Source organism: Brevundimonas sediminis, from assembly GCF_048799765.1.
Lineage (GTDB): Bacteria > Pseudomonadota > Alphaproteobacteria > Caulobacterales > Caulobacteraceae > Brevundimonas.
Genome location: NZ_JBLYQK010000019.1, coordinates 1 through 15,703 on the forward strand (window position 1 = coordinate 1; position 15,703 = coordinate 15,703).

Sequence of the window (15,703 nt, forward strand, 5' to 3'; positions counted from 1 at the left end):
GCGGCGGTGGAGGCGTCGGCGGCGACGTCAGCGGCGGGGGCGGCGGCCGGAGCGGCCGCGCCTTCCGGCGCCGGCGGGGTCATCGAACCGCCCTTGGAGACGACCCAGGCCTCGAACTCGGCCTGGCTGACGACGCGGATCTCGATCGGCATGAAGGCGTGGTCGACGCCGCACAGCTCGGAGCACTGGCCGTAGAAGGTGCCGACGCGGTCGGCGCGGAACCAGGTTTCATTCAGGCGACCCGGGACGGCGTCGATCTTCAGACCGAAGGCCGGCAGGGCGAAGGCGTGGATCACGTCCGCGGCGGTGACCTGGATACGGATGGTCTTGCCGACCGGCACGACGATCGGTTCGTCGGCGGCCAGACGGTAGAGGCCGTGATCCATGCCGCGCTCGGCGATCTCTTCCTCGGACAGCATGTTCGAGACGTACTCGGTGATGCCCTGGTCGGGGTATTCGTAGCCCCAGTTCCACTGGTTCCCGGTGGCCTTAACGGTCAGGTACGGGTCCGGCATGTTGTTGTAGGCGAACAGCAGGCGGAACGAGAACAGGGAGATGAACACCAGGATCAGGACCGGCAGCACCGTCCAGATCACCTCGATCAGGGTGTTGTGGCTCCACTTCGCCGGGACCGGGTTGGCCTTCTTGTTGTAGCGGACCACGATCCAGATCAGCAGCGCCAGCACGAGGATGGTGATGGCCGTGATGATCGGCAGCAGAATCCAGTCGTGGAAGAAGTGCGCCTCGACCTTGAGCGGCGAGGCCGCCGGCTGAAGCGTGATGCCGCCCGGCGTCGGTTGACCCATCCGGTCGCCTTCCGAAGCCAAGGCCGGCGTGGCGGCGAAAACGGCCAGGCTCAAGGCGGCGATACCGCCACCGATCAGCGCCCGGGCCCGCGTGCCCATCCCCATGCGAGACATCCTCATAAAACCGTTTCGTCGCAATCGTTTGCGAGTGAATCGCAAACAGACGCCGGGGCACGTGGCCCGCAGCGATACTTCGGGCGGTCCATATCGCCCCCTCCGGCGCTTGCCAAGCGTTCCGACCGATCCGCGACGTTCGGGCGCCGGATTAAATCGCATTCATGTTTCGCCAGCTACCTTGCAGCGCAAGATACCTTGCGTTACCCCTTCGGCCATCACAGGAGACCTTGATGTGCCTGAAACCATAGAGATCCAGCTGAAGAAGGGGGCCCTGACGCTATGCGTCCTGGCCGTTCTGAACCGGCGTGAAAGCTACGCCTACGAGATCGCCTCGACCCTGTCGGATGCGATCGGCATGGGCGAAGGAACCATCTATCCGCTGATGCGGCGGATGCAGGCCGACGGGCAGGTGGAGACCTATCTGGTCGAATCGCCCTCGGGCCCTTCGCGCAAATATTACCGCCTGACCGACGCGGGACGCCGGGCCCTCGAAGCCCAGCGCGCCGAGTGGCGCGCCTTCGCCGAGGCGGTCGACACCATTCTGGACGATACGGCGGCCCCCGCCGGGATCGCCAGCGGAGAGGGAGCTGAACAATGACCCGCGCCGAATTCATGGCCCGGCTGAGACAGGGCCTCGTGGGCCTGCCGATGACCACGGCCGCAGAAATCGCCGCCGACTACGACCTGCATTTCACCGACGGCCTGGCCGCCGGTCGCAGCGAGGCGGAGATCGCCACGGCCTTGGGCGACCCGTCACGCCTGGCGCGGGAGCTGCGCGCCGAAGCGGGCGCCCGCCGCTGGACCCAGGAGCAGAACCCGTCGAGCGCGGCGGGGGCCGTGCTGGGCCTGATCGGGCTGGGCGCCCTGGACATCTTCATCCTGATGTTCCTCGTCACGCCGATCTTCGGCTCGGTCCTGTCCATGCTTTTGGGCGGCATCGCCATCTTCGTCTCCGGCGGGGTCTTCGCCGTGGTCGCCCCGTTCTTCGACGGGCCCGGCGGCATCGCGGCGGCGATTCTGGGCGGGGTCGGCCTGATGGGTCTGGGCGTCTTCCTGACCGGTCTGATGGTCATGGTGTCCAAGCTGCTGATCGACCTGACCGTCTGGTACGCCCGCCTGCACTACCGCGTGCTGAAACCGGCGCTGGGCGCCCAATCCGACAACCAGGCCTGAGGGAGGACCTGACATGATGCGCAATCTTCTGGTCATCACCGGGGTCGGCTTCCTGCTGGCCCTCGTCGGCCTCGGCGGCGCGATCGCCCTCGTCGGCAACGATGTCCGCAAGCACGACTGGACCTGGGTCGTCACCGACGACGGCCCCGGCGACTCGAACTTCCGGTTCGAGCGCGGCCCGGTCCAGCCGGACATCGAACGCACCCTCGACTGGACCGGCGGCGACAGCCTCGCGGTCGACGTTCCCGGCGAGGTCACCTACGTCCAGGGCGATACGGCGGGCATCCGCATCAGCGGACCGAAGGACATCGTGGACAGCATCCGCTTCTCGAACGGCCGGCTGACCCTGGCCGGCGACGACCGGCCGGAGCGCGGCTACATCCGCTGGAACGGTTCGGGCATCCGGGTGTGGAGCGAAAGCGAAGCGCTGCGGATCACCGTCACCGCCCCGTCGGTCACGACGTTCGAGATGGGCGACAACGGCGTCCTGCGGGTCCGCGACTACGACCAGCCGACCCTGACGGTGAACAGCCAGGGCGAAGGCCGGGTCAATGCCGAGGGCCGCACGGACACGGCGACGATCGCGGTCAACGGCGACGGCGACGTGAACCTGTCCCGCCTGCTCGTCACCGACGCCACGATCACGGTGCCGGGCGACGGCGACGTGAGGGTCGGCCCGACCGGCAAGGCCGAAATCGACATCTCCGGCCACGGCGACGTCACCCTGACCCGCAACCCGGCCCAGTTGAACCAGGTCATCACCGGCTGGGGCGAGGTCGAGTTCGACTGACGGCGGTTATCGCCGGCCGAAATCTGAGCCGGACCAGGCTTCGTCTGGTCCGGCCGATTTCGGACCATGGTGACGCGGGGACGGTCAGCCCCTACTTAGGGATCATGACCGTCCTCGTTTCCCCGCCCGCCATCCTCGACAGCGCCGAGGTCGGCGCCGACGAAGCCCTCTCGATCCTGCAGGACGCCCTGACGGGAGCCGACGACGGCGAATTGTTTCTGGAGCGCTCCGAGTCGGAGTCGCTCGTTTTCGACGACGGCCGCCTGAAATCCGCGGCCTATGACGCGACCGAGGGCTTCGGCCTGCGCGTCGTCGCCGGCGAGACCGCCGGCTACGCCCACGCCAACGAAATCAGCGGCCCCGCCCTGCGCCGCGCCGCCGACAGCGCCGCCCTGGCCAGGTCGGGGCATGCGGGCGTCGCCGCGGACGCGCCGCAGGCGACCAATCGCAAGCTCTATGACGAGGTCGACCCCCTCGCCTCGCCGGCCTTCTCCGACAAGATCGCCCTGCTGGCCGAGATCGACGCCTGGGCCCGCGCCCGCGACCCGCGCGTGGTGCAGGTCTCCGCCTCTCTGGTGGGCGAGCATCGCCAGATCGAGATCCTGCGCGGCGACGGCCGGCTGATGCGCGACATGCGCCCGCTGGTGCGCCTCAACGTCTCCGTCACGGTCGAGAAGGACGGCAAGCGCGAGAGCGCCTCCTCCGGCGCCGGCGGCCGTGCGGGCTTCGAGGCCTGGATCGCCCCGGAGCGCTGGCAGGCCCAGGTCGACGAGGCCCTGCGCCAGGCCCTGGTCAACCTGGACGCCGTCGACTGCCCCGCCGGCGAGATGGACGTGGTCCTGGGGGCGGGCTGGCCGGGCGTCCTGCTGCACGAGGCCATCGGCCACGGGTTCGAGGGCGACTTCCACCGCAAGGGCTCCTCGGTCTTCACCGGCATGATGGGCAAGCGGGTCGCCGCTCCGGGCGTGACCGTGGTCGACGACGGCTCCATCGCCGGTCGTCGCGGCTCCCTGACGATCGACGACGAGGGCACCCCGACCAACCGCACGGTCCTGATCGAGGACGGAATCATGGTCGGGCTGATGCACGACCGGCTGTCGGCGCGTCAGCTGGGCGCCGCGGCGACCGGCAACGGCCGCCGCCAGTCCTTCGCCCACATGCCGATGCCGCGCATGACCAACACCTTCATGGAAGGCGGCAAGGATTCGAAGGCGGACATGATCGCCAGCACGAAGCGCGGCCTCTACGCCGCCAATTTCGGCGGCGGCCAGGTGGACATCACCAACGGCAAGTTCGTTTTCCAGTGCACCGAAGCCTACCTGATCGAGGACGGTCGGATCACTGCCCCGGTGCGCGGCGCGACCCTGATCGGCGACGGCGCCACGGCCCTGACGCAGGTCCGGATGATCGGCGACGACTTCGAGTTCGATCCGGGCGTCGGGGTCTGCGGCAAGGCCGGCCAGGGCGTCCCCGTCGGCATCGGCCAGCCCTCGCTGAAGATCGGCGGACTGACGGTGGGCGGAACGGCGGTCTAGGAATTAGGGATTAGGGATTAGGGATTAGGGATTAGGGATTATCGACGCCGGGAAAGTGATCGCCAGCCTCGCGCTCGAACCTAATCCCTAGTCCCTAATCCCTTCCTTCACTTCCACTCCGGCCCCTCGATTTCAAACCCGCGGGCCTTCAGGCTGTCCAGAACGCCCCCCTCCTCCGCCAGCAGGCGGACCGGAGCGACGCCCATGGTCGTGCCGGGCGAGATCATCGCGGTTTCGACCGCCGCCGCCCATTGCTGGTGCAATTGCGGGGCGATCTCCGGGTCGCCCCAGGGCCAGCAGACGTTCAGCGCCTGCTCGATCGGCGACCCGACCACCTCGGGAACGCGGAAGGCGCGCCAGTCCATCGCCCGGTCGCGTGACGCCTCCGGGCCCGCCTCGGCGGCGGCGATGGCCCGCTCGACGCAGGGGACGTGGGTCGCCTGGGGCGCCGAGATCAGGCTCTCGACCATCTCGTCCCCGCGCACGATCCCGACCGGACGCACATCGACCCGGGCCTGACGGCCGGAGCGCCGAACGACGTCGATCGCGTCCTGCCCTTCCCGGCCGGCGCGGAAGCCGGCCTTGTCCTGCATCAGGTCCAGCCCGAGCATCAGGAGACTCTTGCGGCGCCAGTCCTGGCTTCGCTCGCCCGCCATCACCGCCTCCAGCCGGGCCTGGGCGTCGGGCGACAGGTAGTCGGCCGTCGTGGTGCCCTCGGGCAGGCGACTGATGGTGCGCATGCGCCAGATCAAACGAAACAGATCGCTCAGGGACGCCCGCCCCTCCTGCGGCAGCAGGATCAGGTCCGCGCGGGCGGCCGCCGCCTCGAGCGCCTCGGGCCGCCAGGTGACGTCGCGGGGAATGCTGCGGATCGATCCGACCAGGATCAGGGTGCTGTCCCCGCGGGAGACCGTCCACATCGGCGCGCCGGACCGGCGCGCGAGCACGACCACCTCGTCGAGTTCGGTCGTCCCGTCCTGGGCGACCGGAACCGGGGCGGCGCCGGCGGCCTGCCCCACCGCCTGGGCCGCGACCGACGGCGCGACAGCGGAGGCGGCCAGAAACAGCAACGATGCGAAAGCGACGGATTTCATTTTCACGCCCGTTAGACTTGATGAACGACAGTATTGAATGGACACAGCAAGAACACGAAGATGACAGACCGGTAATGATGTCGCCGATTTAATCCACCTGTCCGTGATGTAACTGGAGACAGGCGGTCCGTGCGGTCACACCTCTCGTCACACGACGAGGGGAGTTCCGCAATGACCAAGATGATCCTGATGGCGACGACCGCCCTGGCGCTGTCCGCCGGCGCCGCCGTCGCCCAGACCCCGCCGCAGGCTCCCCGCGCCGCCCAGGCCGAGGCAGGCCAACAGGGCGTGCTGGTGTTCACGCCCGATTTCTTCGCTGACCAGCAGCCGACCACCGCCCTGGACATGGTCAACCGGGTCCCCGGCTTCAGCATCGTCGACGGGGACGGCAGCCGCGGCTTCGAGGGCTCGGTCGGCAATGTGCTGATCAACGGGGCCCGTCCCGCCTCGAAGAACGACAGCGGCTCGAGCGTCCTGGGCCGCACCCTGGCGGCCAATGTCGAGCGGATCGAACTGGTCCGCGGCGGCGCCCCGGGCATCGACATGCAGAGCTTCGCGATGGTGGTGAACGTCATCACCCGCAGCCAGTCGAGCCAGGAGACCATCGTCACGGGGAACGCCGTCCTGTTCGAGGGCGGACAGGATGTCTACGGCGGTTCGATCCAGTTCACCGCCCGCGACGGCGACCGGACCTGGGGCTTCACCCTCAGCGACGGTCTGTCGATGAGCGATTCGAACGGCATGGGCCCGGTCATCCGCCGCGACGGCGCCGGCGCGATCCTGCGGAACGAGACCTTCTTCAACGACCAGAGCGGCGGCAGCCAGTCGGCCCGCGTCAACTACGCCAGCCCCTTCCTGGGCGGGAAGATCGACCTGACGGCGCGATACGGGGTCAACGACTTCGGCAACATCAACCTGCAGACCGCCCCCGACATCCGCCGGGAGAGCCGGTACGGCGAGGACGGCTCCTTCGGCGAACTGGGTGTCGTCTATACCCGGCCGCTGAGCGCGCGACTGAATCTGGAGACCCGCTTCATCCACGAGTTCAGCGACTTCGACGGGGTCTCCACCAGCCGCTCGACGCTGTCCGGCGTCGACAGCCCCGAACAGCGCTTCGAGTCCGTCGGCGAGAGCTCCGAGACCATCCTGCGCGGACTGGTCCGCTTCGAGCAGAGCCCCGGCCTGACCTGGGAGACCGGCGGCGAGATCGCCTACAACATGCTGGAGACCGAACAGGCCTTCAGCATCGGCGGCGCGCCCGTTCCGCTGCCGTCGGCCTCGGTCAAGGTCGAGGAGACCCGCGGCGAGCTGTTCGGCAAGGGCACCTGGCGGGTGCGGGAGAACCTCACGGTGGAGGGCGGCCTGCGACTGGAGGGGTCGACCATCACCCAGTCCGGCGACGCCGACCAGGAAAAGAGCTTCTTCTTCGCCAAGCCCCGCCTGCAGGCCACCTGGACCCCGATGGCCAACAACCAGTTCCGCCTGCGCTTCGAACGCGAGGTCGGCCAGCTGGACTTCAGCGACTTCGCCGCCTCGGCCGATCTGGAGGACGAGAATGTCTTCGGCGGCAATATCGATCTGGAGCCCGAGCAGCGCTGGATCAGCGAACTGACCTATGAGCGGCGCTTCATGGGGGACGGCATCGTCAGCATCGGCCTGCGCCACGACGAGATCACGGACGCCATCGACTCGATTCCGCTGGACGCCGGCCTGTCGGCGGTCGGCAATATCGGCGACGGCACGTTGGACCAGCTGGCGGTGAACATCCTGGTCCCGATGGACTGGGCCGGCTTCACCGGCGGGCGCCTGGGCTTCCGCAACACCTGGAACAAGACCGAGGTGACCGATCCGACCACGGGCGAGCGTCGCCCGATCTCGGGGGTCCGCCCCTCGCAGGCCACCTTCACCGTCGCCCAGGACATCGCCTCCTGGAAGCTGCAGTGGGGCGGCGCCTGGATCCCGCTGCTGGGCCAGACCAGCTTTGATCCGGACCAGCGCTTCAGCTGGCGCGGGCGCGACTATTTTGAACTGTGGGCCGAGTACAAGCCGACCCCGACCCTCTCGATCCGCGCGCAGATGAACATCTGGGACAATTTCGACCAGGAGCGGATCGCCTACGGCAATCGCACCACCCGGCCGGTCGACTTCATCGAAACCAGGCAGATCGACCCGCGCACCTTCTACCAGATCCGTCTGCGCAAGACCTTCTGATCTCGACTCCGGTCCCGCCTCCTGGGACCGGAGGCCCGACGGCGGCGGAGGTTCCCTTGCCCTCCGCCGCCATTTTCCCGATCGCAAAGAAAAAGGGCGGAGCCGTAAGGCTCCGCCCTTTCGCTTTCAGGCGACAGATCCGGCGATCAGTGGATGCCCGCCATGCCCTTCTTGAGCAGCGGCGAGATGATCAGAAGGAAGATGCCGACGCCGACGCCGACCCAACCGATCGTTCCGAAGATCGAGCCGTAGGTCGCCAGGGCGCCCGCGCGGTCGGTGACCACGCCGGCCACCGTATCCGTCGCCGTCGCCTTGGCGATGATGCCGGCCACGATGTGCGCGACCGAGCTCGACAGGAACCACACGCCCATCATCATGCCGACGACGCGCGGCAGCGACAGCTTGGTGATCATCGACAGGCCCACCGGCGACAGGCAGAGCTCGCCGATGGTGTGGAAGAAGTAGGTCAGGAACAGGAACAGCAGCGGCACGCGGAAGTCCGCGTTGGCCATGTTTCCGGCGGCCCACATCAGAACCAGGAAGCCGAGGCCCACGAACATCAGGCCGAACGAGAACTTCACCGGGGTCGACGGCTCGGCGTTGCGCTTGCCCAGCCAGACCCACAGGCCGGCGAGGATCGGTCCGCCGATGACGATGATGCCCGGGTTGAACATCTGCGTCATGGCGGCATTGAACCACGACGGCATCTCGGTCGACTGGTCGGCGAACAGGGTCAGCGACGAACCGGCCTGTTCGAACAGGGCCCAGAACAGGACGGAGAAGAAGATCAGCACCTGCGCCACCAGCATCCGGCTGCGCTCCGAGCCCTTCAGGCGGAAGACGGTGTAGCCGACGACCAGGGCGAAGATGACGCCCGCGATCCACGGCAGGCCCGTTTCGATGATCTCGTGGCTGCGCATCAGCAGCCAGGTCGGGAAGACCGCGACCAGACCGGCGATCCAGAAGAAGGGCACCAGAGGAACCCCGAGGATGCTGCGGCCCTGGATCGGCACAGGCGGTCCGCCGCGGCCTTCCAGCCAGTTCTGGCCGAGCACGAAGGTCAGCAGACCGAACAGCATGCCGATACCGGCGAGGCCGAAGCCGTAGGCCCAGCCATATTTGATGCCGAGGTAGGAACAGGCGGCGGTGGCCAGGAACGAGCCCAGGTTGATGCCGACGTAGAAGATGGTGAAGCCGCCGTCGCGACGCGGATCGTTCTCTTCGTAGAGCGAGCCGACGACGGTCGAGATATTGGCCTTCAGGAAGCCCACGCCGACGATGATCAGCGACAGGGCCAGGAACAGCACCGGCTCGCCCAGCGCCGTGTCGCGCGAGGTTTCCAGCGAGTATCCGCCGGTGGCCGTGAAGGCCGGGAAACCTGCGGCGGCGGCGGCGACCGGCGCGGCCTGGGTCGCCGGATCCAGCGAACCGGCCGGGGCGGCGCCCTCGGTCGCTTCAGCGACGGCGGCGACCGCGGCGTCGGCGGCGTTCGCAGCCGAGGGCTCGGCGCCGACGGTCGACACGCCTTCCGGCGTGATCGCGATCTGGACGCGTTCGTCACCGTTCACGGCGAACATCTGACGATTCTGGTCCCGACCGACGACCTCGATCTGGTAGGTCGTGTCGCCGATGGTCAGGCTTTCCTTGCCGCCCGTCCCCTCGAACGCCATCGTGAAGTGACCGGCGACCAGAAGAACGGCGCCGATGATCACGGCCTTGCGCGATCCGAGATAACGGTCGGCGATCATGCCGCCCAGCACCGGCATCAGGTACACCAGCGCCGCATAGGCCGCGTAGATGCCCTGGGCTTCAGCCGGTCCGAACAGGAAGTGCTGGGTCAGGTACAGGACCAGCAGCGCCCGCATCCCGTAGTAGGAAAAGCGCTCCCACATCTCGGTGAAGAACAGGATCACCAGCCCGCGCGGATGGCCCAGAAATGTCTTTCGGGGCGACGCGGTAAGCTCGCCCCCGATGTCCGTCGTACTCAACGGCCAACTCCCATAATGCTTGCGCCCCAACCTGACGCGATGGGCGCATAAGCAGCACGCGGAGCAACACCCGACAAGGGTAAAGGGTAAATTGGCCGGAAACCGGCTTGTCCCGCCCCCTCCCAGCACGCTAGGCGCAACCCTGTATCGGCGCAGGCGAATCCCATGCCCACACGGCGCAGCACCCTGATCGGACTTGGGACGTCGCTCGCGGCGGCCGCCTGTTCGCGCGCGCCCGCCCACCACCGCAATGTGATCGCCGCGGGACAGCCGGCGGCGGTTCTGATCTGGGCCGTGGCCCGGGACCGCCTGGCCGGCTGGCCGCGTCGCCCGGATCCCGAATGCCTGACCGGTCTGGCGGCGGGGGCGGCGGATTTGCCCGAACTGGGAGCGCTGTCCGGACCGTCCCCGACGGCGGATGTCGCCGCCCTCTCGGCCTTGAGACCCCGCCTGATCCTCGACTACGGCGACACCACCCGGAAGGCCGTGGCCCGCGGACGCGCCGCCGGCGAGACCCTGGGCGTGCCCTGGGCCCTGATTGACGGCGCGCTGGAAAAGATCCCCGACGCCTTCCGCCAGGCCGGACGTCTGCTCGACGTCCGGGACCGCGGCGGATCCCTGGCCGAGGCGGCGGAACAGATCCTGTCCGAATGGCGGACCCTCTCCGGCGGCCCCAGCTTCTACTACGCCCGCGGCGCCGACGGCCTGCAGACCGGCTTCGGCGGCGCCCTGGCGACCGAGGTGCTGGAAGGCGGCGGCTGGACCAATGTCGCGGTCGGCGGCGAGGGGATCGGCCGGGTGACCCTCGAGCAGGTCATCGACTGGGACCCCGAGTTCCTGGTGACGCTCAACCCGGACTTTGCGCGGACCATACACGCCGATCCGGATTGGCGGCGGCGACGGGACGGCAGCCGGCGACGCCTGATCCTGATGCCCGACCGGCCGTTCGGCTGGGTCGATCGGCCGCCATCCGTCAACCGGCTGCTGGGCTGCATCTGGCTCACACACCACCACACCGGCCCCTCGACCCGGCTCGCGATGCTGAGCCGCCGCCTCTACGGCATGGCCCCGGCGGAGATCCAGTTGCCGCGCTGGGTTGTCTGACGGCTTGAGTTCCCCGATCGGCTGGTCGAGGTTGCGGTCATGACCCGTCACCGCCTCGCGCTCGCCGCCGCCGTCCTGTCCCTGACCGCCGCACCGGCCTTCGCACAGGAGCCGCCCCGCTGGTCCTTCGCCATCCACGGCGGCGCCGGGGTCATCGAGCGTGACAGCCTGACGCCGGAACAGGACGCCGCCTACCGCGCCGCCCTGCACCGCGCGCTGGAGGCCGGGCAGGCGATCCTGGCCGAGGGCGGCTCCGCCATGGACGCGGTGCAGGCGGCGATCCAGATCATGGAGGACGATCCGCTGTTCAACGCCGGACGCGGCGCCGTCTTCACCGCCGAGGGCCGCAACGAGCTGGACGCCGCCGTCATGGACGGCTCGACCCTGAACGCCGGATCGGTCGCGGGCCTGACCACCACCCGCCACCCCATCGCCGCCGCCCGCGCGGTGATGGATCAGTCGCCCCACGTCATGCTGATCGGCCCCGGCGCCGACAGCTTCGCCGCCTCGGTCGGGCTGGAGCAGGTGGACCCGGGCTTCTTCTTCACCGAGCGCCGCTGGCGGGGGCTGGAGACCGCCCTGCGCGCCCAGAACCTGCCCATCCCGCCGCGTCCCGCCGGCGCCCCCGGTCCGCAGGCGGAGAACACCCTGCCCGCCCCGCCCCTGAACGAGCGTAAGTTCGGCACCGTCGGCGCGGTGGCGCTGGACCAGCAGGGCCGACTGGCGGCGGGCACCTCGACCGGCGGCATGACCGCCAAGCGCTGGGGCCGCGTCGGCGACGTGCCGGTGATCGGCGCCGGCACCTACGCCTCCAACGGCGACGGCTGCGCGGTCTCGGCCACGGGTTCGGGCGAGTATTTCATCCGCGCGACGGTGGCGCGGGACATCTGCGCGACAATGAGCGTCATGCCCTACATATCAGAGCACCGTGATTTCGACCGGACGCCGGGCGGATTGGCCCAACACGTCGCTGATGAAGAAATCGGCGAGGTCGGCGCGCTGGGCGGCGAAGGCGGCGTCATCGTCATGCCGCTGAGCGGAGTCCCCGCCTTCGCCATGAACACCTCCGGCATGTATCGCGGCGCGGTCTCCAACAATGAACCCGCGAAGGTCGCCATCTACGGCGACGAAGAGCTCCGCCCGTGACCGCGGCCGTCGATCTGACCGAAAAGTTCGCCGCCTTCTCAGACCACTGGCGGCCCCGCATCGCCGCCCAGCTGAACGGGCAGGACGTGCGGCTGGTGAAGGTGCAGGGCGTCTTCCCCTGGCACAGCCACGAGGCCGCCGACGAGATGTTCCTGGTCTGGAAGGGCCGCTTCCGGGTCGAGTTCCGCGACCGGATCGTCAGCCTCGATCCCGGCCAGTTCGTCGTCGTCCCGCGCGGGATCGAGCATCGCACCGCCGCCGACGAGGAGGCCGAGGTGATGATCTTCGAGCCGTCCGAGGTCATCAACACCGGCGACGCCCCGGTGTCCGAGTTCACCGCGCCTTCAGGACAGACCGTATGACATCCAGCACCGCCGGCCCCGTCCGCTTCCCGCCGCCGCTGATCTATGTCGCCTTCCTGTTCGCGGGATGGGGCCTGGGGTCGTTGATCGGCGAGCCCACGCTGGGCCTGTCCGTGGAGCTGCGGCGCGGCCTGGCCCTGGGCCTGATCGTGCTCGGCCTGGTCGCCGAGATGGCCGCCCTGACCCGGTTCCGCCGGCTCGGCACGCCGCCCGAGCCGTGGAAGGCGACGACAGCGCTGGCCACCGACGGCCTCTACGCGTTCAGCCGTAATCCGATCTATCTCGGCTTCGCCCTGATCTACATCGGCTTCGCCATCTCCATGGACAGCTGGACCGCCCTCGCCCTGCTGATCCCCTGCATGGTGGTGGTCGACCGGTTTGTGGTCCTGCGCGAGGAACGCTATCTCGCCGCCCGGTTCGGCGCCGAGTGGGACGCCTATCGCTCGAAGGTGCGCCGATGGCTGTGAAAGACGACGAACTGTCCGAAATGGCTATCGAGGAGCTGGACGCCGCCTGCGCCCTGCCCTGGCCGGACATGAAGGCCGTCACCCCCTGGGGCGACACCTATGAAGGCGTCGCGCCGTCGGGCCGCGATGTTGAGGTCGAGCGCCGCTACCTGTGGGCGCACCAGCCCGAGGGGGCGATCAGCGTCGAGGTCGAGGTCCGGCTGATCGGCGGGCGCGAGGGCGCCGAGGCCAAGGCCCTGATCCACCCGCCGGGTTGAATCCACAGCGGCGTTAACCTTTCCCGTTGCCAAGCGGGGCTGGTCGCGCAGAATGATGTTCGGTCATTCAGCGGGAGCCATCATGTCCTACGGTGCAGACTTTCCCGCGGCCGATCCGGCCGGCGCCCCGCTGGACGCCCCCATCTTCATCGGCGCGGACCCGGCCCTGTGGGCCGTCCTGATCCTCGCCGTCCTGCTGGCCGGCCTCGCCGGCTGGGTTTTACGCGGACAATCGACCGCCCGGGGCGGAGACGCCTCGGAATCGATCTGGAAGGCGATCGACGCCGCCGCCAAGGACGCCATGAAGGCCGACGACAACGCGCTGAAGGGGCGGGCCGAGCACCTGCGGACCGTGATCGACGCGAGGCTGGGCAAGGTGCTCGCCGTGGCCGGCGGCAAGGGCGGGCTGGCGACGCGCGTCGCGACGCTCGACAAGGCGATCGAGGGCAAGCGCCCGGCGGAGAAAAAGGACGCTCACGGAACCCCGGGCCACGGTCACGGGGAGGGCCACGACCAGAAGCACGACGATCACGGCGGAGCCGAAGGACACGGCCAGACGGCGGGCGCAGCGGCGGCCGCCGCCGCGGCGAGCATCGTCATCAATGTCGCCCCGTCCGCCTCGCCCGCCACGGACAAGCCGGATCATGGCGGCCATCCGCCCCATCCGCCGGCGCAGGACGACCAGATGACGACCCGTCAGCAGATCGACGCGCTCCGGCTGGCGGTGGCGGCCTTCAACGAACACTGGCGGCACAGCAAGGCCCGGGAGACAGAGCTGCAGGAGGCTCTGGCCCAGCTGTCGGGCGAGGCCTGATCCGCCACCGACAGGGTCCCGGTTTCCCCCCGCGAGGAAACCGGCTAGGCGTTCGGCATGAAACTCGCCTCGCTCAAGCACGGCCGTGACGGCCGCCTCGTCGTCGTCTCCAGCGACCTCGCCTGGTTCACCGACGCCTTCCTGATCGCCCCGACGCTGCAGGCGGCGCTGGACAACTGGGACCGGGTCGAGCCCGATCTGAGGGCCCTCGCCGAAAGCCTGGAGCACGGCGGCGTGCCGCGCGGCCGCTTCCACGAACGCGACGCCGCCTCGCCCCTGCCCCGCGCCTATCAGTGGGCCGACGGCTCGGCCTATGTGAACCACGTCGAACTGGTCCGTAAGGCGCGCGGCGCCGAGATGCCCGAGAGCTTCTGGACCGACCCCCTGATGTACCAGGGCGGCTCGGACGGCTTCCTGAACCCGCGTGATTCGATCCCCCTGGCCGACGAAAGCTGGGGCTGTGACCTCGAGGCCGAAATCGTCGTCGTGACCGGCGACGTGCCGCAGGGTGTGACCCGCGAAGAGGCGCTGACGCACATCCGTCTGGTCGGCCTCGTCAACGACGTGAGCCTGCGCAACCTGATCCCGGCGGAACTGTCCAAGGGCTTCGGCTTCGTCCAGTCCAAGCCCGCCAGCGCCCTGTCGCCGGTCTTCGTCACCCCGGACGCCCTGGGCGACCGCTGGAAGGACGGGAAACTGCACGGCGCCCTGTCGGTCCAGCTGAACGGCGAGGACTTCGGCAAGGCCGACGCCGGGGTCGACATGACCTTCGACTTCGGGACCCTGATCGCGCATCTGGCCAAGACCCGCGCCCTGTGCGCCGGCACGGTCATCGGCTCGGGCACGGTCTCGAACCGCGACGCCGACGGCGGTCCGGGCAAGCCGGTGGCCGAGGGCGGGCTGGGCTACAGCTGCATCGCCGAGGTCCGCACCGTCGAGACCCTCCTGCGCGGCAAGCCGGAGACCAGCTTCCTCAAGCACGGCGACACCGTCCGCATCGAGATGCTGGACGAGAAGCACCATTCCATCTTCGGCGCGATCGAACAGACCGTCGGCCCGGTCGGGGGCTGAGCCCCGAAACCGCTTTACGCCCCGGCCCGGAGGGATAATCTCCGCCCCGTTCGCCTGTCATCAGTTTCGCGAACGGGGGAGGCTGCCGTGACGCCTGAACAACTGATCCCGCTGATTGTGATCGCGGCCGTGGTCCCGCTGGTGCTTCTGCGGAACCGGAAGCCGCGGACCCTGCGGCCCGAGTTTCTCTGGGTGTCGCCGCTGATCATCGTCCTGGCCATCGGCGCGGGCCTGTGGGGCATCAGCGCCAGCGGACAGGGTCAGCTTCCGGTCGATCCGATCTCCCTGCTGATCCTCGCCGCCGGCCTCGGCCTGGGCGCCGCCTTCGGCTGGCAGCGCGGCAGGATGACCACCATCCACAAGGAGGCCGACGGCACGCTGAAGGCCCAGGCCTCGCCGATCGGGCTGATCATCATCATCGCCGTCCTCGTCGCCCGTCGGGCGCTCGAACCCTGGCTTCAGGCCCACGCCGCCGACTGGCACGTCAATCCGCTCGCCATCATCGAGGCCTTCATGCTGTTCGCCGCGGCCATGGTCGTGACCCAGCGCATCGAGATGTTCATCCGCGCCCGCAACATCCGGCGCGGCGGCACGGACGCCCACGTCGAGGTCGAGGCCTGACGCCGGAGACGGTTGCTTTCCCCGGGCCGCGCCTGTAGGCGCAGACCCACGCGGGCGTGGTGAAACTGGTAGACGCGCCGGACTCAAAATCCGGTTCCGCAAGGAGTGTCGGTTCGAGCCCGACCGCCCGCACCATCAGCGCGAGCC

Annotated in this window: 16 protein-coding genes and 1 tRNA gene; 14 read left to right on the plus strand and 3 right to left on the minus strand. The window is 69.0% G+C overall.

Annotated elements, in window-relative coordinates; all coding sequences use genetic code 11:
- The coding region (gene coxB, locus ACLQ7T_RS11220; protein ID WP_420479510.1) for a cytochrome c oxidase subunit II at positions 1-911 on the minus strand (911 nt) is incomplete at its 3' end.
- Between the two features lie 244 nt (positions 912-1,155).
- On the opposite strand from coxB, the gene ACLQ7T_RS11225 reads away from it, so the two are divergent.
- The 4 genes from ACLQ7T_RS11225 to tldD all read left to right on the plus strand — a co-directional run bounded on the left by ACLQ7T_RS11225 (position 1,156) and on the right by tldD (position 4,421).
- Positions 1,156-1,521 carry a PadR family transcriptional regulator gene (locus ACLQ7T_RS11225; protein WP_420479511.1) on the plus strand — a complete coding sequence of 122 codons (366 nt, stop codon included), beginning with the start codon at positions 1,156-1,158 and terminating at the stop codon, positions 1,519-1,521.
- Positions 1,518-2,096 carry a DUF1700 domain-containing protein gene (locus tag ACLQ7T_RS11230; protein WP_420479512.1) on the plus strand — a complete coding sequence of 193 codons (579 nt, stop codon included), beginning with the start codon at positions 1,518-1,520 and terminating at the stop codon, positions 2,094-2,096. The genes ACLQ7T_RS11225 and ACLQ7T_RS11230 overlap by 4 nt, the downstream gene beginning before the upstream one ends.
- A gap of 13 nt (positions 2,097-2,109) precedes the next feature.
- On the plus strand, positions 2,110-2,886 hold the full coding sequence (locus ACLQ7T_RS11235; RefSeq protein ID WP_420479513.1) for a GIN domain-containing protein: 777 nt from the start codon (positions 2,110-2,112) through the stop codon (positions 2,884-2,886).
- Between the two features lie 104 nt (positions 2,887-2,990).
- Positions 2,991-4,421: a metalloprotease TldD gene (gene tldD / locus ACLQ7T_RS11240; protein WP_420479514.1), complete on the plus strand. Its 1,431-nt coding sequence runs from the start codon at positions 2,991-2,993 to the stop codon at positions 4,419-4,421.
- Positions 4,422-4,528: 107 nt separating this feature from the next.
- On the opposite strand, the gene ACLQ7T_RS11245 is transcribed toward tldD, so the two are convergent.
- On the minus strand, positions 4,529-5,515 hold the full coding sequence (locus ACLQ7T_RS11245; RefSeq protein WP_420479515.1) for a TraB/GumN family protein: 987 nt from the start codon (positions 5,513-5,515) through the stop codon (positions 4,529-4,531).
- Positions 5,516-5,686: 171 nt separating this feature from the next.
- On the opposite strand from ACLQ7T_RS11245, the gene ACLQ7T_RS11250 reads away from it, so the two are divergent.
- On the plus strand, positions 5,687-7,726 hold the full coding sequence (locus ACLQ7T_RS11250; RefSeq protein ID WP_420479516.1) for a TonB-dependent receptor plug domain-containing protein: 2,040 nt from the start codon (positions 5,687-5,689) through the stop codon (positions 7,724-7,726).
- A gap of 146 nt (positions 7,727-7,872) precedes the next feature.
- Here ACLQ7T_RS11250 and ACLQ7T_RS11255 read toward each other — a convergent pair whose 3' ends face one another.
- Complete coding sequence (locus ACLQ7T_RS11255) at positions 7,873-9,714, minus strand: peptide MFS transporter (protein ID WP_420479517.1); 1,842 nt, start codon at positions 9,712-9,714, stop codon at positions 7,873-7,875.
- 165 nt (positions 9,715-9,879) lie between these two features.
- Between ACLQ7T_RS11255 and ACLQ7T_RS11260 the strand changes: the two genes are divergently transcribed.
- From ACLQ7T_RS11260 to ACLQ7T_RS11300, 9 genes are all read left to right on the plus strand, one after another.
- A complete protein-coding gene (locus ACLQ7T_RS11260) occupies positions 9,880-10,818 on the plus strand; it encodes a TroA family protein (RefSeq protein WP_420479518.1) in 939 nt (312 codons plus the stop codon).
- A 39-nt stretch (positions 10,819-10,857) separates the two neighbouring features.
- Positions 10,858-11,964, plus strand: coding sequence for an isoaspartyl peptidase/L-asparaginase family protein (locus ACLQ7T_RS11265; protein ID WP_420479519.1), 1,107 nt, complete (start codon positions 10,858-10,860; stop codon positions 11,962-11,964).
- Complete coding sequence (locus ACLQ7T_RS11270; RefSeq protein WP_420479520.1) at positions 11,961-12,326, plus strand: cupin domain-containing protein; 366 nt, start codon at positions 11,961-11,963, stop codon at positions 12,324-12,326. The genes ACLQ7T_RS11265 and ACLQ7T_RS11270 overlap by 4 nt, the downstream gene beginning before the upstream one ends.
- Positions 12,323-12,793, plus strand: coding sequence for a methyltransferase family protein (locus ACLQ7T_RS11275; RefSeq protein ID WP_420479521.1), 471 nt, complete (start codon positions 12,323-12,325; stop codon positions 12,791-12,793). The genes ACLQ7T_RS11270 and ACLQ7T_RS11275 overlap by 4 nt, the downstream gene beginning before the upstream one ends.
- The gene (locus tag ACLQ7T_RS11280) at positions 12,784-13,050 is read left to right on the plus strand and encodes a hypothetical protein (RefSeq protein WP_420471265.1); all 267 of its coding nucleotides are present in this window, start codon (positions 12,784-12,786) and stop codon (positions 13,048-13,050) included. The genes ACLQ7T_RS11275 and ACLQ7T_RS11280 overlap by 10 nt, the downstream gene beginning before the upstream one ends.
- A gap of 82 nt (positions 13,051-13,132) precedes the next feature.
- Entirely contained in the window at positions 13,133-13,864 is a 732-nt protein-coding gene (locus ACLQ7T_RS11285) for a hypothetical protein (RefSeq protein WP_420479522.1), read from the plus strand.
- Between the two features lie 57 nt (positions 13,865-13,921).
- Positions 13,922-14,935, plus strand: a complete 1,014-nt coding sequence (locus tag ACLQ7T_RS11290; protein ID WP_420479523.1) for a fumarylacetoacetate hydrolase family protein — start codon at positions 13,922-13,924, stop codon at positions 14,933-14,935.
- Positions 14,936-15,022: 87 nt separating this feature from the next.
- Positions 15,023-15,556: a CcdC protein domain-containing protein gene (locus ACLQ7T_RS11295; RefSeq protein WP_420479524.1), complete on the plus strand. Its 534-nt coding sequence runs from the start codon at positions 15,023-15,025 to the stop codon at positions 15,554-15,556.
- Between the two features lie 50 nt (positions 15,557-15,606).
- Positions 15,607-15,691, plus strand: a tRNA-Leu gene (locus ACLQ7T_RS11300).
- Positions 15,692-15,703: the final 12 nt, after the last annotated feature.